General features: G+C 71.2%; 14 protein-coding genes. 5 read left to right on the top strand and 9 right to left on the bottom strand.

Annotation, left to right across the window (positions count from 1 at the left end; genetic code table 11):
- Positions 1-66 precede the first annotated feature (66 nt).
- On the top strand, positions 67-405 hold the full coding sequence (locus ACIBKY_RS09380) for a DUF6285 domain-containing protein (RefSeq protein WP_397095808.1): 339 nt from the start codon (positions 67-69) through the stop codon (positions 403-405).
- Positions 406-561: 156 nt separating this feature from the next.
- Here ACIBKY_RS09380 and mctP read toward each other — a convergent pair whose 3' ends face one another.
- From mctP to ACIBKY_RS09360, 4 genes are all read right to left on the bottom strand, one after another.
- Positions 562-2,172, bottom strand: a complete 1,611-nt coding sequence (mctP, locus tag ACIBKY_RS09375; protein ID WP_397095807.1) for a monocarboxylate uptake permease MctP — start codon at positions 2,170-2,172, stop codon at positions 562-564.
- Complete coding sequence (locus ACIBKY_RS09370) at positions 2,169-2,369, bottom strand: DUF3311 domain-containing protein (RefSeq protein ID WP_379623284.1); 201 nt, start codon at positions 2,367-2,369, stop codon at positions 2,169-2,171. The genes mctP and ACIBKY_RS09370 overlap by 4 nt, the downstream gene beginning before the upstream one ends.
- A gap of 229 nt (positions 2,370-2,598) precedes the next feature.
- A complete protein-coding gene (locus ACIBKY_RS09365) occupies positions 2,599-3,210 on the bottom strand; it encodes a carboxymuconolactone decarboxylase family protein (RefSeq protein WP_397095804.1) in 612 nt (203 codons plus the stop codon).
- Positions 3,210-3,758: a VOC family protein gene (locus ACIBKY_RS09360; protein WP_397095803.1), complete on the bottom strand. Its 549-nt coding sequence runs from the start codon at positions 3,756-3,758 to the stop codon at positions 3,210-3,212. Before ACIBKY_RS09360 ends, ACIBKY_RS09365 begins: the two co-directional genes overlap by 1 nt.
- Before the next feature lie 80 nt (positions 3,759-3,838).
- On the opposite strand from ACIBKY_RS09360, the gene ACIBKY_RS09355 reads away from it, so the two are divergent.
- A complete protein-coding gene (locus ACIBKY_RS09355) occupies positions 3,839-4,735 on the top strand; it encodes an SDR family oxidoreductase (protein ID WP_397095801.1) in 897 nt (298 codons plus the stop codon).
- Here ACIBKY_RS09355 and ACIBKY_RS09350 read toward each other — a convergent pair.
- The 3 genes from ACIBKY_RS09350 to ACIBKY_RS09340 form a co-directional block, all read right to left on the bottom strand.
- Positions 4,732-5,679, bottom strand: coding sequence for a helix-turn-helix transcriptional regulator (locus tag ACIBKY_RS09350; RefSeq protein ID WP_397095800.1), 948 nt, complete (start codon positions 5,677-5,679; stop codon positions 4,732-4,734). The two genes, ACIBKY_RS09355 and ACIBKY_RS09350, sit on opposite strands and share 4 nt — an antisense overlap.
- Before the next feature lie 9 nt (positions 5,680-5,688).
- The gene (locus tag ACIBKY_RS09345) at positions 5,689-7,224 is read right to left on the bottom strand and encodes a CocE/NonD family hydrolase (RefSeq protein ID WP_397095798.1); all 1,536 of its coding nucleotides are present in this window, start codon (positions 7,222-7,224) and stop codon (positions 5,689-5,691) included.
- A 133-nt stretch (positions 7,225-7,357) separates the two neighbouring features.
- Entirely contained in the window at positions 7,358-8,236 is an 879-nt protein-coding gene (locus tag ACIBKY_RS09340; protein WP_397095797.1) for a DUF4394 domain-containing protein, read from the bottom strand.
- Between the two features lie 109 nt (positions 8,237-8,345).
- Between ACIBKY_RS09340 and ACIBKY_RS09335 the strand changes: the two genes are divergently transcribed.
- Positions 8,346-9,110 carry an SGNH/GDSL hydrolase family protein gene (locus tag ACIBKY_RS09335; protein WP_397095796.1) on the top strand — a complete coding sequence of 255 codons (765 nt, stop codon included), beginning with the start codon at positions 8,346-8,348 and terminating at the stop codon, positions 9,108-9,110.
- Here the strand turns inward: ACIBKY_RS09335 and ACIBKY_RS09330 are convergent.
- Together ACIBKY_RS09330 and ACIBKY_RS09325 are read right to left on the bottom strand one after the other, a co-directional pair.
- Complete coding sequence (locus ACIBKY_RS09330; RefSeq protein ID WP_397095794.1) at positions 9,107-12,607, bottom strand: S8 family serine peptidase; 3,501 nt, start codon at positions 12,605-12,607, stop codon at positions 9,107-9,109. The genes ACIBKY_RS09335 and ACIBKY_RS09330 overlap by 4 nt on opposite strands.
- A gap of 60 nt (positions 12,608-12,667) precedes the next feature.
- Positions 12,668-14,110, bottom strand: coding sequence for a glycosyltransferase family 39 protein (locus ACIBKY_RS09325; RefSeq protein ID WP_397095793.1), 1,443 nt, complete (start codon positions 14,108-14,110; stop codon positions 12,668-12,670).
- Between the two features lie 271 nt (positions 14,111-14,381).
- Here ACIBKY_RS09325 and ACIBKY_RS09320 point away from each other — a divergent pair, with 271 nt between their 5' ends.
- Positions 14,382-16,508, top strand: coding sequence for an anthranilate synthase component I (locus ACIBKY_RS09320; protein WP_397095791.1), 2,127 nt, complete (start codon positions 14,382-14,384; stop codon positions 16,506-16,508).
- A 340-nt stretch (positions 16,509-16,848) separates the two neighbouring features.
- Entirely contained in the window at positions 16,849-17,994 is a 1,146-nt protein-coding gene (locus ACIBKY_RS09315; protein ID WP_397095789.1) for an amidohydrolase family protein, read from the top strand.
- Positions 17,995-18,233 lie beyond the last annotated feature (239 nt).

Raw genomic sequence — 18,233 nt, 5'->3', positions numbered from 1 at the left:
GTCAACGGATAAGCGGTCACTTGCGGATTCTTTTCAGCGTCTTCGGCACAGCGGAGAGGAGGCGCCATGGCGGCGCCGCACGACGTGCCCGACGCGGCCCAGCTGGTCGCGGCGGTCAGGCAGTTCCTGGAGGCCGACGTGCTGCCGGCGGTCGAGGGCCGGGTGCGCTTTCACACGCGGGTGGCGATCAACGTGCTCGGCATGGTGGAGCGGGAGATCGAGCTCGGCCCCGCCCAGGCCGCCGAGCACGCCGTACGGCTGGCCGCGCTGGGCGTGGGCAGCGACGCGGAACTGGCCGCCCGGATCAGGGAGGGCCGCGACGGCGACCCGGAGCTGCTCGCGGCCCTGACCGCGGCCGTGCGCGCCAAACTCGACGTCGCCAATCCCGGCTACGCGCCTCCGTGACGCCGTCCTGCGGTCCGGGCGGGTGGCAAGGCGCAGATCACCGCCCGCCCGAACCGGGGCACGTACCGTCTGCACGGGGGCGACGGACGGGGCGTGCCCATTTGTCCACGGTGTTCCCGCGGAGGTTGCATCAACGTTGCTCCTCCGCGCCGGCCGCTAGTGCGGTGCGGACAGGTCCAGGTCCTTGACCCGGGGGTCGCCCTCGTCGGCGAAGTACTCGTCGCGCCGCGTGCCGTCCACGCCATCGGCCACCTTCGCGGCCCGCAGGGCCACGGTGACGACGGCGGCCACCAGGAGGTTGACGGCCAGGGCCAGGACGCCGGCGTAGACGGTCGTCTTGGTGTCGAAGCCGAGTTCTCCCAGCGAGAACGCCGAGCCGCCGAAGTGCAGCTTGCCGGAGGCGGGGTTCGGGATGGTGTAGAGCATCCACATGCCGGCCGCCAGGCCCAGGGCCCAGCCGGCGATGAGGCCGCCCTTGTGGAACCACCGGGTGTACAGGCCGAGGGCCACGGAAGGCAGCGTCTGCAGGATGATCACACCGCCGATGAGCTGCAGGTCGATGGAGAACTGCGGGTCCAGCAGCAGGATGCACAGCACCGCGCCGACCTTGACCACGAGTGAGACGAGCTTGGAGACCGTGGCCTCCTGCTTGTCGGTGGCGTTCTTGTTGAAGTACTCGCGGTAGATGTTGCGGGTGAACAGGTTCGCCGCGGCGATGGACATGATCGCGGCGGGGACCAGCGCGCCGATGGCGATCGCGGCGTAGGCGACGCCCGCGAACCAGTCGGGGAACATGTTGTCGAACAGCACCGGGACGACCGTGTTGCCGATCGGCTTGCCGTTCTCGCCGATGACGGGCTTGGTGCCGGCGGCGATCGCCATGTAGCCGAGCAGGGCGATGAGGCCGAGCAGGAAGCTGTAGGCGGGCAGCGCGGACATGTTGCGCTTGATGACGGTGCGGTTCTTGGCGGCCAGCACGCCGGTGAGGCTGTGCGGGTAGAGGAACAGCGCCAGCGCCGAGCCGAAGGCCAGCGTGATGTACTGCAGCTGGTTGCCCGCGTTCAGCAGCAGGCCGTCACCCGGGGCGGGGGACTTGTCGAACTTGGCCGCGGCCGCGTCGAAGATGTTGTCCCAGCCGCCCAGCTTGATCGGGATGTAGATGACCGCCGCCAGGATCACGATGTAGATCAGCGAGTCCTTGACGAAGGCGATCAGCGCGGGGGCGCGCAGGCCCGACTGGTAGGTGTAGGCCGCCAGGATGGCGAAGGCCACGATGATCGGCCAGTGGCCGGTGACGCCCATCGACTGCAGCACGGCCTCGATGCCGACGAGCTGCAGCGCGATGTAGGGCATGGTCGCGACCAGCCCGGTGATGGCCACGACCAGTGCCAGCGTCGGTGAGCCGAAGCGGGAGCGCACGAAGTCGGCCGGGGTGACGAAGCCGTGCACGTGCGAGACCGACCACAGCCGGGTCAGCACGAGGAAGACCAGCGGATAGATCACGATGGTGTACGGCACCGCGTAGAAGCCCAGCGCGCCCGCGCCGAACACCAGGGCGGGCACCGCCACGAAGGTGTAGGCGGTGTAGAGGTCGCCGCCGACCAGGAACCAGGTGATCCAGGTCCCGAAGTTGCGCCCGCCGAGGCCCCACTCGTCGAGGCTCTCGATGTCCTTCGGCTTACGCCAGCGGGCGGCCACGAAGCCCATGCCGCTGACCAGGGCGAACAGTGCGATGAAGACGACCAGTTCGGTCGTGTGCCCGCTCACTTGGTCATCCTGTAGACGACCACGGTGCAGGCGACGCCGACGAGGATGAAGGCGAGCTGCAGCCAGTAGAACAGCGGGAAGCCCATCAGCCGGGGTTCGTCGGCGTTGAACAGGAACGTGCACAACGGCAGCACGATCGGCACGATCAGCAGCCAGTTCCACGGGCTTTTGTCGGTGCGAGGTGGCGGCTCGGCCATGACCCCTCCGGTATGACAGTGGTACGCGGGTGAGGGGACACTAGCGTCACAACCCAGATGGCCCAATGACTGAAATATCACGTTTTGGACTATTTCTAGACCATTGGGGGGATGGCAGGGGTGGCGTCATCCGACGTGACAGTAGTGAGGTTTGGCCGGTAATCCGGTCGCGGATCGGCGAACGGTCGGCTCTTCGCGACGAACGGTCGACGGACGATCAGACGGACGGTCAGGCGAGTTCGTCGGCGATGTCCCGGGTGCCGTACCCCTCGGGCGCGGGCACCTCGGTGATCGGGTCGTCGCGGTCGTCGAACTCCACCCGCAGCGCCCTGGCCATGGTGGCGTGCATCTCGTACATGCAGGTGATGTAGGTGAGCTCGAGGATCTGCTCGTCCGGCAGGTGCTTCTTGAGCACGGCGAAGACCTCGTCGTGCACCCGGCCGCCGTCCAGCACGAGCGCGTCGGTGTAGGCGAGCACGGCCCGTTCCAGCTCGCCGAAGACGGTGCTCACCTGCCAGGAGGCGACCGCCTGGATCTTCTCCTCCGGCACGCCGATCGCGCGCATCTGCTTGCAGTGCTGGGAGTAGACGAACCGCGACTGCCTGGCCCATCCGGCGCGCGTCTGGCCCAGCTCGCGCAGCACCGGGTCGAGCGCGGACTCCCGGTAGAGCTGGAAGCCCTTCACGCAGTGGCGCAGGATCGCCGGGTCGAGCGCGAAGACCTCCCACCAGTCGCCGGGCGAGCCCGTGGCGGTGCCGTCGCCGGTCAGCAGGCGGTCGTAGAAGAACGCGGTGAGCGGGTCGGCGACCTCCTCGCGCGGGACCCGGCGCAGGCGCGGCATCAGACGGTCCGGTCGGCGGCGGTCTTCGGCTCGTGCCGCACGTCCTCCTCGCGGCCCAGCTCACGCAGCCAGCAGGCGAACTCGATGAGGACGCCGTCGGGATCCTTGAAGTAGAGGGAACGCACGAACACGCCCTCGTGCGGAGCCGGGGCGACGCCGAACTCGCTGTCGTCGTGGTTGAGCAGCACGCCCACGTCCACGCCCTTGGCGATCAGCCGGTCGCGGTACTCCTCGATCTTGTCCGGCGGCACGTCGAAGGCGATGTGGTTCATGGAGCCGACCGCCGACAGCAGCTCGCCCCGGTCCGGCAGTCCCTTGGGCGCCGAGACACCGGGCACCGCCTCCGGCGCGTCGGGAAACCAGAAGAAGGCCAGCGCGTTGCCGCCGCCGGCGTCGAAGAAGAAGTGCTGGCCCCAGCCCATCGGCAGCTCGATCGTCTTGATCAGCGGCATGCCCAGGACGCCGGAGTAGAAGTCGACGGTCCGCTTCATGTCCGAGCAGACCAGTGCCAGATGGTTGACCCCGCGCAGTTCGAACTCTTCGTTCATGGTAACTCCTTACTTATCACGCGAGAATCCTTGAGAAAACATGACATGGGGTGTCCTCTTTTTGGCTGAGAGTGGTCGTCATGAACATCGCACTGGTGGCAGGGGCCACACGAGGCACGGGCCGGGGCATCGCCGTCCAGCTCGGCGCCGCCGGGTACACCGTCTACTGCACCGGCCGCTCCGGCGGATCGCAGCGTTCGGAGATGAACCGGCCGGAGACCATCGAGGAGACCGCCGCGCTCGTCACCGCCGCCGGCGGCACCGGCATCCCGGTCCGCGTCGACCACCTCGACCAGGAGCAGGTCAAGGCGCTGGTGGAGCGGATCGAACGCGACCACGGACAGCTCGACGTCCTGGTCAACGACGTGTGGGGCGGCGACCGGCTCACCGAGTGGAACGTCCCGGTCTGGGAGCACAACCTGGACAACGGGCTGCGCCTGCTCCGGCTGGCGATCGACACCCACATCATCACCAGCCACTACGCGCTGCCGCTGCTGTCCAGGAAGCCCGGCGGCCTGGTCGTCGAGGTGACCGACGGGACCAAGAAGTACAACGACGGCCACTACCGGCTCTCGCTCTTCTACGACCAGGCCAAGACCGCGGTCGTACGGCTGGCGTACGCGCTCTCGCACGACCTGCGCGAGCACGGCTGCGCCGCCGTGGCGCTCACGCCCGGGTTCCTGCGCTCGGAGGCGATGCTGGAGAACTTCGGCGTGACCGAGGAGACCTGGCGCGACTACATCCCGAAGAACGCCACCTGGGCGGTGTCGGAGACGCCGGCCTTCGCCGGGCGGGCCGTGGCGGCCCTGGCCCAGGACCCGGACAAGATGCGCTGGACCGGTCAGTCGCTCGACAGCGGCAGCCTGGCCCAGGTCTACGGCTTCACCGACCTCGACGGCAGCCGGCCGGACGTGTGGCGCTACATCGACGAGGTGGAGGACGGCGGCAAGAAGGCCGACGCGTCCGAGTACCGCTAGGCGCCGGGGGTGTACAGGCGGGCCGTCCGCAGGACGGCCTCGCGCACCATCTCGCGCAGCTCCGGCGGCGCCAGCACCTCCGCCTCCGGCCCGAAGCGCAGCACCTGCGTGTACGCGACCACCATCGACTCCACGGCCAGCTCGACCGTCCCGTCCTCGCCCAGCGAGGCGAGCGCGTCCTCCAGCGCGGCCGGGTCGGCGATGTGCCGGAGCATGCGCACCCCGGACGGGCTGAGCCGCAGCGTGACGGTGGCGCGCAGCAGGGATCGGGCGAAGCGGGCCGACTGCCGCCGCCAGTACGCCGCCAGGTCGAACCCCGGATCGCGGGAGAAACCCTCCTGCCGGGCCACGACCGCCTCCACCCGGTCCACGCGGAAGGTCAGGAAGTCCCCCGCGTGCGCCACCAGGTACCAGACACCCGCCTTGAGCACCAGCCCGTACGGACGCACCGTGCGCTGCCTGCCCTTGTAGGCCAGCCCGACCACCCGATCGCTCCACACCGCCCTGGCCAGCGGCGCCAGCGCGGCCGGCGGCGGCTCCTCACCGGCGAACCAGCCCGGCGCGTCCAGGTGGAAACGCTGCGCCGCCGTCGAGGGCGCGTCCCGCAGCCCGGGTGACAGCGCGGCCGCCGCCTTCAGCCGGGCGGTGGCCGCCACGTCCTGCAGGCCCATCTCGCGCAGCGCCCCCGGCACGCCCGACAGGAACAGGGCCTCCGCCTCGGCGCGGTCGAGCCCGGTCAGCCGGGTGCGGTAGCCCTCCAGCAGCCGGTAGCCGCCGCGCCGCCCCCGGTCGGCGTAGACCGGGACGCCCGCCTCGGCCAGCGCCAGCACGTCGCGGTGGACGGTCCGCTCGGAGACCTCCAGCTCTTCGGCCAGCTCGGCGGCCGTCATCCCGCCCCGCCCTTGCAGCAGCAGGATCACCGACATCAACCGGGACGCGCGCACGATCCGACTCTAAGGGCCGCTCACTTCGGGCAGGAGAACGGCCGAGGGATGGGCGGGGGAGTGGAGGACCTCCACGTCGGCCGGCAGCATGGGCCCGCCGCCCGCGATCGGGTCGCCGGTGCCCGGGTTGCGGGCGATCGTCGGGTACGCCCCGGCCGCCACGTGGACACGGATCCGGTGGCCGCGCCTGAAGCGGTGCCCGATCGGCCACAGGTCCACCTCGACCCGCCGGATGTCCTCCGGCCCGCCGAGCGTGCGCCGTACCCCCTCGCAGATGTTCATGGACGCGCCCGACGGGTGCACGTCGCAGACCCGCACCACCACGTCGGTGCAGGGCGCGCTGGAGCGCACCGACAGCTCGGCACCCACGGGACCGATCATCTCGGTGTCGGCGCGCAGCGGCGCGGAGGTGTAGACGAGCACGTCGCGGCGGGCCTCCAGGCGGCGCTGGTCGCGCGGGCGGGAGTCGGCCAGCAGCACCGGGCCGCCGATGACGGGCGTGGGATGGGCGGGGTGGTAGCGGAAGCGGCCGGCGCCGTCCTCGCCGGGCGCGGCCGGATCCAGCCCGAACCCGGACCGCAGATGCCAGCGGCGCATCCGCATCCCCGGAACCGGCCAGTCCGGATAGTCGCGCCACTCGCCGGCACCGGTGACGTACAGCCGCACCGGATCGGCCCGCAACCGGGAGAAGTCACCCAGCAGGTGGGCGCGGAACCAGGTCAGCGCCTCGGCGACGGAGGGCCGGCCGTGGCGCATGTCCACGTGGTACCAGGGCCCGATCGTCAGGTACGGCCGCCGCCCGGCCCTGCGCATCGTCAGATAGTCCTTGATCTGCCAGGGCAGGAACACGTCGTACCAGCCGCCGAGCATCGTGACCGCCGCGCCGACGTCGGCGACGTCGGGGGAGAAGTCGCGCTTGGCCCAATATGGCGCGGCGGGATCGCCGTGATGGGCGAGCAGATCCTGGTAGAAGGCCAGCGGATGCCCGGCCGAGACCAGGTCCAGCTCGCCCATCGGCCGCCCGGACAGCACCGCGCGGCGTGTCAGCCGGGGCGCGGTCAGCGCGGCGGTGCCGCCGAAGCGGCGTGACATCGCGTCGGTCAGCGTCGTCCAGCTCAGCGCCGACTCCAGCGCGAACGCCCCGCCCACGTAGGCGGCGTCGCGGAACTGGGAGGCGGTGATCTGCGTGGCCATCGCCCGCAGGTCGGGACCGGCGTAGGGGGCGATGGCCCACTGGGTGTAGCCGAGGTAGGAGGGGCCGAAGGTGGCGAAGCTGCCGCCGTACCAGGGCTGTCCGCGCATCCAGGCCACGGTGGCCAGGCCGTCGTCGTGCTCGTCGCCGAGCGGGTCGAGCAGCCCGCCGGAGCCGAAACCGCCCCGGCAGGACTGCATGACGACCTGGAAGCCCTGCCGGGCGAAGCCGCGGCCGAACATCCAGCCGAAGGCGCCCCTGCGGCCGTACGGCGAGCGGATGAGCACGACCGGCGCGCGCGGCGCCCCCACGGGCACGTAGTGGTCGGCCAGCAGCCGGACGCCGTCGGGCATGGGGACGGGCAGGTCTCTGGTGACACGTACTGGATATTTCCCCCGCATACCTCAACGGGTAACAGACGCGCGGGCGGGGGGACAAGGGGGATTCGCGCCCGCGGGCGGGTCGGCCGGCGGGATGCGGACGGCGTCAGCCCTGGTCGAGCGGCAGGGCGATGTCCACGACCTGGCGGCGGGCCGGGAACGTTCCCACCTGCGCGGCCGCACCGGTCAGGGGGTCGACGGCGTAGAAGCGGGAGGAGCCGCTCACCGTCAGCGCCGCGTAGGCGGTGTTGGCCGAGGCGGCGCCCTTGCGCAGCGTGGTGTAGATGTCGAAGCCGGCCGGGGAGCCGGCGTCCACGCCGAGCTTGCCGGCCGGGGCGAGGTTACCGGCGTTGGCCGGCGACTGCACCGTGATCTGGTCGGCGGTCGTGTCCACGTCGAACAGCGTCGTGGCCGTCGTCGCGTCCAGGTCGTTGTTGGTGTAGGCGGCGCCGCTCACGCCGAGGGCGGTGAGGCCGGTCGTGGCGGGCGGCACGGGCGGGTTGGTGAGCTTGCCGTCGGTCGCGGTCGTGCCGGCGGCCGGGGCGCCCATCGGATCGTCGATGTTGTGCCGCAGGTTCTGGCCGGTGTCGCTGATCACGCGCAGCCGGTTGGCGGCGGGGTTGAAGTCGACGCCGAAGTTCTTGCCGTCCAGCGCGACGCTGAGCTGGGAGACCTTGGTCGCCCTGGCCGCGCCGGACAGCGTGTAGACGCCGCCCTGGTCGCCGACGGCGTACAGCTTGCCGTCCTGCACGCGGTAGTCGATGCCGACCACCTTCGCGTCGCCCTTCAGCCCGTTGACCTTGCCGATGTCCGTGACGGAGCCGGGACGGTCGGCGCGGAAGGCGACCAGCCTGCCATCGGTCGTCAGCCCGGCGACGCGCGGGGTCACGCCGTCGCGCCGGGGGGAGGCGTCGGCGAGCGCGGGCGCGGCCAGGCCGGCGCCCGCGGCCGCCACGACGGCGGCGAGGGCCAGTGTCTTGCGCATGAGAGGTGCTCCTTCTCGTGGGGACTTTGCCTCCTTCTTCGTCCGGGGACGCCCGCCGGATTGACCTACGGTCGCGTAGGGCATGACATTCGCGGCAAACTATCCCGTCATGGGACGAATTTCTTCATACGTCGCCCTAGGGGACAGCTTCACAGAGGGACTCGAAGACCCGGCCGCCACGGGCTTCCGCGGCTGGGCCGACCGGCTCGCCGAGCACATCGAGGCCGACCGGCCCGGCCTGCGCTACGCCAACCTCGCGGTGCGCGGCCGGATCATCGACGAGATCGTGAGCGAGCAGGTGCCGCGGGCGGTCGCCATGGGCGCCGACCTGGTCTCGCTCTGCGCGGGCGGCAACGACATCCTGCGGCCCGGCAGCGGGCCCGCGATCGTCGCCAGGCGGCTGGAACAAGGGGTGCGCACACTCACCGAGGCCGGGGCCAAGGTGATGCTCTTCACCGGCTTCGACCTGCGGCACGTGCCCGTCATGCGGCTGGCGCACAGCAAGATCGAGGTCTACAACCTGCACATCCACGACATCGCCCGGCGCTACGACGCCCACCTGGTCGACCTGTGGCCCATGGCCGTGCTGCGCGACCCGCGCGCCTGGGACTCCGACCGGCTCCACCTCAACGGCGACGGTCACCGCCGCGTGGCGCTGGCCGCCGCCGAGGTGCTCGGGGTGCCGGTCGGGCAGAACTGGCGCGAGCCGTACCCGCCGCGGCGCCCGCCCGTCTGGACGGACGCCCGGCGCGAGGACCTGCGCTGGGCCAGGCAGTTCCTCGCACCGTGGATCAACCGCCGCCTGCACGGCCGCTCCTCCGGCGACGGCGTCAGCCCCAAGCGGCCGGGGCTGACGCCGGTACGGCCCGGCTAGTTCTTGTCCGGCCGCTCGGAGACGCGCACGGCGTTGACGATCGGCTGGCCGTCACGCCGGGCGAAGCGCACGTTCAGCTGGCCGTCGGTGACCTTCACGGTGTACGAGCGGTTCGCCGCCGTGTAGGTGCCCACCTCCAGGGCCAGGTCCAGCGCGGGCACGGCGAGCTGGCCCTCGACGATCACGTCGAAGACCCGGGAGCCGGGACGCTTCGAGGTGATCTCGGCGAAGCCCAGTTCGACGGTGTAGGTGCCGTTCGGCACGTTGTCGAAGCGGTACTCCAGCAGGTTCTCGCGGGCGGTGCGGAACAGGGTCTGCTCCGTGGTGCCCGCGATGGTCCTGCGGGTGTCGGCGGTGCGGTTCTGGTTGGCCACCCAGCCATGGCCGCCCTGGGTGTACTTGCGGTCGGCGGTCCACACGTCGCCCTGGGCGTCGACGACCTGCCTGGAGGCGCCGGTGTCGAGCGCCACCTGGTGCTTGGGCACCACGACGTTCACCGTGATCTCCAGGATCGGCTGGCGGCCGCTGTTGGACTTCACCGTGAGCTTGCCCGCCTGAACCGTGCCCGGCTGTACGCCCTGGCTGCTGACCGTGACCTTCACCGCGGCCTTCTCGCCCTTGGCGAGGCGGCCGGAGGTCGGCGCGGCGGTGAGCCAGGCGGCGTCGCTGGTGACGGTGTAGTCGGCGGGCGCGCCGAGGTTGGTCAGCTCGAACGAGCGGCTGCGGCTGACGCCCGTGGGCATGACCACGGCCAGCTCGCCGACCGAGGCGCTGACCGCGCCGGTGATCAGCGCCGTGTCCACCCGGGTGAACGCCAGCGGAGCGACCGTGACGTCCTGGGAGAACGTGCCGTAGTGCTCCCGGGAGACCTCCACCTTGTGGTCGCCGGCCGGCACCTGGCCGTAGAACGTGCCGTCCGCGCCCGTGGTGAAGGTCGCCGCCTGGCCCACCTTCACGGTCGCGCCGGCGATCGCCTTGCCGTCGTTGGCGTCGGTGACCGTGCCCGTGACCAGCCCGTGGCGGGTGGCCGCGACCGTCACCGCCTGTCCGGTGGAGACCGCGGCCGTGTTGAACGAGTACAGCAGCGCGTCGGTGCCGGGCCCGTTCTCCACGCCGATCGTGGCGCTGTTGCCCTGCTCGCGGGCGCCCTCGACGTCCTTGTAGCGGTAGGACACGGTGCCGTTCTCACCCAGGAGCATCGAGACCGAGATCCGCATCGTGGCGTCGGAGTAGAACTTCACGTTGCGCCACTCCACCACGTAGACGCGGTTGGGCGCGCTGCCCTGCGTCGCGGTGTAGATGCCCGACTCCGCGTCGGCCACGAGGTCGTCGAAGTAGGCGTAGACCGCGTTGTTCGGCGTGCCCGTGGTCGGCAGCGTGCCGTTCGAGCCGGTGGTGACCTTCTCGGCGGCGAAGGAGGCGTAGCCGTTCGTGGTGATCCACGCCTTCGTCTGCGCGGCGCCGTAGAACGGGAAGGTGAACGGCAGCGTCACCTGCTGCGCCTCGTCGTCGCCGGTCAGTGCCAGCTTCTCGGTCCCTTCCACGTACGGCAGGGCCTTGCTCTCACAGGTGTAGCCGAACCCGTCGCCCCGCAGCGGCAGGTCGACGTCCTTGACCACGTCCCCCGCCACCGTCACCTGGACGGTCGTCGAGGCCGTCGCGCAGCGCGAGCGCGGCGTGACGGTCACGTCGTAGGTGCCGTGCGGGATCGTGAACCGGTAGCGGCCGTCGGCGCCGGTGACCGCCTGGACCGGCGTACCGGCCACGGCGAGGGTCGCGCCGGGCTCGGGCGCGCCCGCGATCGAGACCAGGCCGGAGACCGTGCCGCTGTCCTTCCGCGTCATCGTGACGTCCGCGGTGGCCGTCTGCCCGGCCGCCACGGTGGCGTTCGCGGTGCCGGAGGTGTAGCCGAACCTGGCCGCGCTCACCTGGTAGTCGCCTGGCAGCAGGCGCGGCACCGCGTAGGTGCCGTCGGCGCCGGTGAAGACCGTACGGCTCAGCGGCCCGGTCAGGCTGACCTCGGCGTGGGCGACCGGAGCGCCACCGGCGGTGACGGTGCCCCTGAGGTCGCCGAGCCCGTCGCGGGGCGCCGACTGGACGGCGGCGAAGGAGTCGAGCCTGCCCTCGCCCCAGACGTTGTTGTCGGTGGGCGTGCCGCCGCAACTGGTGTCGTTGACGTCGATCGCCGTGCTGTCGAGCAGCGGCCGCGTGGCGTCCACGTTGCCCTGCAGGCTCGGCGCCGCCGACCACAGCAGCGCCACCGTCGCGGCCACGTGCGGCGTGGCCATCGACGTGCCGGTGAAGGCCGCGTATCCGCCGCCGGGCACCGAGGAGCGCACGTTCACCGCGGGGGCGGCGATGTTCGGCTTGATCTCGCCGTTCTCGCCGGCGCCCTTGCTGGAGCGGGCGTACAGGACGTTGTTGATGTCGAGGCCGCCGACACTGTAGCTGATCACGTACTGGCCGGGGGAACTGCTGGTGGTGCAGGCCGGGCCGGCGTTGCCGTTGGCGAAGGCGGGGAAGATGCCGGCGGCGATCCACGACTCCACGATCGTCTTGTACCAGGGGTCGAAGCCCGCTCCGCCCCAGGAGTTGTTGACGATGTCGGGCGCCAGGTCGGGCCGCTCGTTCTCACCGTTGAGGTCGGTCGGTGCGGCCATCCACTGGCCGGACCTGATCAGCGACTCGTCGGTGCAGGTGTCGGTCTCGCAGCCCTTGGCGGCGACCCAGCGCGCGGCCGGCGCCACGCCGATGCCGTTGGCGCCGACCATGGTGCCCGTCACGTGGGTGCCGTGGTCGTTGTTGTCGCACGGCGCCGCGCTCGGGCACACGCCCGCCGGGTCGAACCAGTTGTAGTTGTGGTCGTAGGAGCCGTCGGGGCCCCGGCCCCGGTACTGCGCGGCGATCTCCGGGTGGGTGAAGTCGGCGCCGGTGTCGATGTGGCCGACGACGATGCCCTCGCCCTTGCTGCCGAGCTCGCTCCACACGCGGGGCGCGTTGACCCGGTCGATGTTCCACTCGACGGCGGCCTTGGCCCTGGCCTCCGCTCTGCCCTGGTCCGGCTTCGGCACCGCGAACGTGCGTACCGGGAGGATGCTCTCGACCTCCGCCAGGTCCGCGATCGCGGTGGCGAGCTTGGCGCCCGCGCCGGTGACGCGGACGGCGTTGACGATCCAGTAGGGGGCGAAGTCGGCGTTCTGCGTGGTCAGCAGTTTGCGCAGCTCCGCCTGGGAGGACGCGGCGTGCCCCTTCTTGGTCTTGAAGACCTCGGCGGCCTTCGCGTCCTTGGAGGTGGCCCGGCGGGCCGCGGATAAGTTGGCCTCGCCCTTCATCTTGACCCAGAAGGTCGCCTTGTCATCGGCCTTCAGGTCGTCCAGCACGGACTTGTCGATCTTGTCGGGTTGGGGTGCGGCCAGGGCCACGGACTGGGGGAGCAGGAGGCACAGGGCGGCTGCGGCCCCCGTGAGAGCCGCTCGCCAGGCGATCTTGGCAACCATGTGCAGAGCGTGATTCGACACGGTCGAGTTGGCAAGAGTCAAAGTGGTAATTCGGGTTTTCTACGAGTAATGCTGGAAGTTGCGCCAGCCGTCGCGCCACGGAATCTTCAGTCCCCTGCAGACGAAGATCACCATGCCCTGGATCTCGTTGTCCAGGTCGAGGCCGTTGTCGATCTCGCCGGCCTCGTCGCACGTCGTGAACTGCCTGTTCATGGCCCACCTGATCACGTCGACCGCGATGACCACGGTGCCGGTCTCGGGCGGCGGGCCGTACTCGAACAACTGGTTGTGCGCGCTGTAGACGCGCGGCAGGCCCGCGCGGTCGGCCGCGCCCGCGTTGCCGTAGTTGCCCATCAGGAGGATCACCCGCGAGCGGTCCTCCGGCGACAGCTTGTCGAACACCGACCGTAGCTGCGTGGCGAAGCTCGGCCAGCCCAGCGACTCGCGGACCACCTGGTTGGCCTCCGGGATCACCGTCCGCGCCACCTCCTTCGCGGGCAGGATCGGCAGCGCGATGAACAGGTTGCCCGCCGCCACCACCGCCAGCGCCGCCGTGCCCGCCACCCGCCGGCGCGGGCGCGCGGCCTCCAGGCCCACGCAGCCCGCCGCGAACAGCAGCACCATCAGCCCCGTGATGTAGTCGGGACGGCCGCCGGACAGCACCGTCAGCAGCCCGGTCACCGGATAGGCCACCGCCAGCGCCCGCACCCGCCGCTCGCGCCACAGCCGCACGAACCCGAACGCCGACACCACCGCGGCCGCCGGGCCGAGCAGCAGCACCTGCATCGGAAGGAACAACGCCCGCATCTCCGCGCCCTTGTCGGCGCTCAGCGCCGCCGCCATCTTCAGCTGCGGCCAGCCGTTCGTGACCTGATAGACGAGATTCGGTACCGCCAGCAGCATCGCGATCAGCGCCCCCGCCCACAACCACGGGCTGAGCAGCACCCGGCGCGGCCCCACCGCCAGCAGTCCGGCGGCCAGGCCGATGACCAGCAGCGCGATCAGATGCTTGTTGTAGGTCGCCACCCCGATCACCGCTCCGGCGGCCAGCCACCAGCGCGGCTCGCCGCGCAGCAGCACCTTGAGGATGAACAGGATGGCCGCCGCCCACAGCGGCAGGTCGACGCTGAGCGTCAGCAGCGAGTGGCCGACGATCAGGACGAATCCCGCGGTCGCCACCCCCAGGCTGGCCAGGATCTGCGCGAACCGGCCACCGCCGAGCTCGCGGACGATGAGTGCCACCAGCACCAGCAGCACCGCCGCGCATACGGCGGCGGGGATGCGGATGGCGGTCAGCGTGTCGCCGAACACCCCGATGGCGGCACGCGCCAGCATCGGGGTGAGCGGAGGTTGGTCGACGTAGCCCCAGGCCGGATGCTCGGCGAGCATGCGGAAGTACAGCTCGTCGCGGTGATAGTCGTAGGCCCCGCTTAAAGCCACCAGGATCGCGGCCGTGCCGAGAGCGATCGCGGTGACGGGCCGCCAGGCGAAGGCGCGCTCCATACTCGCTGAAGTTAGGTGCTTGACTCGGGCTTGTCACCACGTGCGAGCCCCTAACCCGCCCTTACGCGAACCGCTCCCGTGTCAGGGGGCGCGCCATGGTCACGCCCCATGCCGGGCGTGTTAGCATCCCTGCATGCGAATCGGCTTGCAGAGCCAGTGGTGGCGCCCCTTCTAGGCGGCGCGTACTTCGCATTCCTCAACGACGGCCGCCCCGGAAGGCGGCCTTTGTTGTCTCGCCTCCGGGGCTCATTGGGTTAGCAAGGGGCAGGCAATGGAGACGAGCGGATATACCACCGCCGGTGGCGTCCATGTCGAGCGGGAGACACGTGAGGTCGCCGAGGAGGCGCTCGAAGAGATCGTGAGCGCGCTCGGAGAACGGCGCGGCGGCGCGTTCTCCTCGGGCATGGACTACCCGGGCCGCTACAGCCGGTGGGCCTTCGGCTATGTCGACCCGTGCGTCGAGCTCGTCGCCAGAGGGCGGCGCATCACCGCGACGGCGCTGAACGAGCGCGGCAAGGTCGTGCTGCCCGTGCTGGCGACGTGCCTGCTGGCCGCGGGCAAGCCGGTGGCCCAGCCCACCGCCGACCGCGTCGAGGTGCACGTCGCCGAGAGCGACGAACTGCTGCCCGAGGAGATGCGCAGCCGCCGCCCCACCGTCTTCACCGCCATCCGCGAGGTCATCGCCGCCTTCGCCGGCGACGACGCCCACCTCGGCCTGTACGGCGCCTTCGGCTACGACCTGGCCTTCCAGTTCGAGCCGATCCGGCACGAGCTGACCCGCCCCGACGACCAGCGCGACCTGGTGCTGCACCTGCCCGACCGGCTCGTGGTGATCGACCGCCAGCGCGAGACCAGCGTCGAGCACCGCTACGAGTTCACCGTCGACGGCGTCTCCACCCGCGGCATGGAGCGCACCGGCGCCTCGGTGCCGCAGGTGGTCCCCGGCCAGGTCCCGCCCAACCCCGAGAAGGGCTCCTACGCCAAGGTCGTGGCCGCGGCCAAGGAGAAGTTCAAGCGCGGCGACCTGTTCGAGGTCGTGCCCGGCCAGGTCTTCCACTCCGTCTGCACCGACCCGCCCGCCTTCTACCGCACCCTTCACCGGTCCAACCCCGCCCCGTACGAGTTCATCATCAGCCTCGGCGAGGGCGAGCACCTCGTCGGCGCCTCACCCGAGATGTACGTGCGCGTCAGCGGCGACCGCGTGGAGACCTGCCCCATCTCCGGCACCATCGCCCGCGGCTCCAACCCCGTCGAGGACGCCGAGGCCATCCGCACCCTGCTGTCCTCCGTCAAGGAGGAGAGCGAGCTGACCATGTGCACCGACGTCGACCGCAACGACAAGTCGCGCATCTGCGTGCCCGGCACCGTCAAGGTCATCGGCCGCCGCCAGATCGAGCTCTACTCCCGCCTGATCCACACCGTCGACCACATCGAGGGCCGCCTGCGCCCCGAGTTCGACGCCCTCGACGCCTTCCTCACCCACATGTGGGCCGTCACCGTCACCGGCGCCCCCAAGACCTGGGCGATGCAGTTCATCGAGGACCACGAGGCCACCACGCGCAGATGGTACGGCGGGGCCATCGGCTTCATCGGCTTCGACGGGTCCATGAACACCGGGCTCACCCTGCGTACCGCCCAGATCAAGCACGGCGTGGCCACCGTGCGCGCCGGAGCCACGCTGCTGTTCGACTCCGACCCCGAGTCGGAGGAGCGCGAGACCGAACTCAAGGCCAGCGCGCTGCTCGGCGCCCTGGACGCGGTCAACCAGCCCGCGTCCGTCCCCGTGCCCGCCGTCCCCGAACAGCCGGGGCTCGGCATGAAGGTGCTGCTCGTCGACCACGAGGACTCCTTCGTCAACACCCTCGCCGACTACTTCCGCCAGCAGGGCGCAGAGGTCACCACGCTGCGGCACGGCTTCCCCGCCGAGATGATCGACACGATCGCCCCCGACCTCGTCGTCCTGTCTCCCGGGCCGGGGTGGCCCACCGACTTCGGGATGTCCGCGCTCATCGATGAGCTGTACACCAGGAACCTGCCGGTCTTCGGCGTGTGCCTGGGCCTGCAGGCCATGGTCGAGCACGCCGGCGGGACGCTTGAGCTGCTCGGCTACCCGGAGCACGGCAAGCGCGGGCAGGTCTCGCGCCTGGGCGAGAGCGCGCTGCTGGAGGGCCTGCCCGAGACGTTCACGGCCGCCCGCTACCACTCGCTGCACGCCAAGCGCCCCGGGGTGGTCTCCTTCACCCCGACCGCCCTGACCCCCGACGGCAACGTCATGGCCATCGAGGACCCGGCGAACCGGCGCTACGGCGTCCAGTTCCACCCGGAGTCCATCCTCACGGCAGAGGGGGACGCCGGCGCCAAAATCATCGCCAACGTCCTCCGCCTGACCCGCCGCTGACCCACCCGTGGGTGGGCAGCCCCTTTCCGGAACCCTGCCCACCCACCTCACGCCCTTTCCCGGCCCCGCCCCGAGTCCTCCGGCACGCCTTCCCCTCCTCGACCGCTCCCCGGCCCCTTGGCCGCTCGGGCCTCCCCGGTCCCCGGTCCCCGGTCCCCGGTCCCCGGTCCCCGGTCCCCGGTCCCCGGTCCCCGGTCCCCGGTCCCCGGTCCCCGGGCTCTGCCCTCGGTGAACATGGGACAGTCGTTCCGGGGCGCATCGGGGCATCCCCGGGCGGTGCCGCCGGGACAAGTGCGTAATCGCGGCGTGTGGCCCGGCGCGAACGCCTAGGCTCGCCCGCATGCTCCCCGTAGACCTTCCCGACGCGGTGCGCGAGGCGCTGCTGGCGCCCCTGGTGGACCACCACTGCCACGGGGTGAGGCGCGACGAGCTCAGCAGGGCCCAGTTCGAGCTGCTCATCACCGAAGGCAGCACCCCCGCGCCCCCCGGCACCACCCACTTCGACACCCCCGTCGGCGCCGCGATCCGCCGATGGTGCGCGCCGGTGCTCGACCTGGAACCCCACGCCCCACCCGCCGTCTACCTGGCCAGACGCGCCGAGCTTGGCGCGGGCGAGGTCAACAGGAGGCTGCTGGAGGCGGCCGGCATCGTGGCGTTCCTGGTGGACACGGGCCTGGAGGCCCCCGACCTGCTGTCGGCCGCCGAGATGGGACGACACGGCGGCGCCGCCGCAGACGAGATCGTCCGCCTGGAACAGATCGAACAGGACGTGGCAGAAACCGCCCAGATCGCGGTCGACTACATGGACAGCCTCGCCGAGGAGCTGGCCGCCCGCGCCGCCCGGGCCGTGGGCCTGAAGTCGATCGTCGCCTACCGGTGCGGCCTCGACTTCGACCCCGCCCGCCCGAGCAGAGGCTCGGTCATCGCCGCCGCCAACCGCCGGCTGTCCGACCCGAAGCAGCGCCTGGCCGACCCGATCCTGCTGCGCCACCTGCTCTGGACCGCCGTCGACGTGGCCCGCGAGCGCGGCCTGCCCCTGCAGTTCCACACGGGGTACGGTGACACCGACCTCGACCTGGACCGGGCCGACCCGGCCCTGATGACCGGCTTCATCCGCTCCCTGCAGCCGATCGGCGTCCCGGTCATCCTGCTCCACTGCTACCCCTACCACCGCCAGGCCGCCTACCTGGCCGCCGTCTTCCCGCACGTCTACGTGGACGTCGGCCTGGCCCTCACCTACACCGCCGCCGGCTCGGCCAGGGTGATGGCCGAACTGCTGGAACTGGTGCCGTTCCACAAGCAGATGTTCTCCTCCGACTGCTACGGCGTCGCCGAGACCTGTCACCTGGGCGCCCTCTACTTCCGCCACGGCCTGGCCCGCACCCTGCGCGCCCGCCTGGACGACGGCGAGTGGAACCCCACCGACTGCGCCCGCATCGCCCACATGATCGGCTCCGGCAACGCCCGCCGTGTCTACCGCCTCTGACCCCCGCGAACAGCACCCATGGGCGGACACACAGAGCACCGCCATCCCGGCCGTCCACCAGGGGCCTGTACGCCCGGCCGGACGATCACTGGGGCGCACTCAGCGGCCGGTCACGCAGGGGGCGGCCGGCGTGTCACGCGGGGTGTGGGCGGTCATGCGGGTGTGAGCGGATCGTCACCCGGTGCCGGGGCGGATCCCGGGTAGGTCGCCCCGCGGGTGCTGCCGGGCGACCCGTCATG

The organism is Nonomuraea sp. NPDC050394 (assembly GCF_044459065.1).
Classification (GTDB): domain Bacteria; phylum Actinomycetota; class Actinomycetes; order Streptosporangiales; family Streptosporangiaceae; genus Nonomuraea.
The sequence above is the reverse complement of the archived record's forward strand: the minus strand, read 5'-3'. Positions and strand labels throughout refer to the sequence as shown.

Coding starts and splice junctions, on each gene's coding strand:
- ACIBKY_RS09315 (WP_397095789.1), top strand. CDS start 16,849: ATGCTCCCCGTAGACCTTCCCGACGCGGTGCGCGAGGCGCTGCTGGCG.
- ACIBKY_RS09380 (WP_397095808.1), top strand. CDS start 67: ATGGCGGCGCCGCACGACGTGCCCGACGCGGCCCAGCTGGTCGCGGCG.
- ACIBKY_RS09345 (WP_397095798.1), bottom strand. CDS start 7,224: ATGCCCGACGGCGTCCGGCTGCTGGCCGACCACTACGTGCCCGTGGGG.
- ACIBKY_RS09330 (WP_397095794.1), bottom strand. CDS start 12,607: ATGGTTGCCAAGATCGCCTGGCGAGCGGCTCTCACGGGGGCCGCAGCC.
- ACIBKY_RS09365 (WP_397095804.1), bottom strand. CDS start 3,210: ATGCCGCGCCTGCGCCGGGTCCCGCGCGAGGAGGTCGCCGACCCGCTC.
- ACIBKY_RS09370 (WP_379623284.1), bottom strand. CDS start 2,369: ATGGCCGAGCCGCCACCTCGCACCGACAAAAGCCCGTGGAACTGGCTG.
- ACIBKY_RS09340 (WP_397095797.1), bottom strand. CDS start 8,236: ATGCGCAAGACACTGGCCCTCGCCGCCGTCGTGGCGGCCGCGGGCGCC.
- ACIBKY_RS09325 (WP_397095793.1), bottom strand. CDS start 14,110: ATGGAGCGCGCCTTCGCCTGGCGGCCCGTCACCGCGATCGCTCTCGGC.
- ACIBKY_RS09335 (WP_397095796.1), top strand. CDS start 8,346: ATGGGACGAATTTCTTCATACGTCGCCCTAGGGGACAGCTTCACAGAG.
- ACIBKY_RS09320 (WP_397095791.1), top strand. CDS start 14,382: ATGGAGACGAGCGGATATACCACCGCCGGTGGCGTCCATGTCGAGCGG.
- ACIBKY_RS09355 (WP_397095801.1), top strand. CDS start 3,839: ATGAACATCGCACTGGTGGCAGGGGCCACACGAGGCACGGGCCGGGGC.
- ACIBKY_RS09360 (WP_397095803.1), bottom strand. CDS start 3,758: ATGAACGAAGAGTTCGAACTGCGCGGGGTCAACCATCTGGCACTGGTC.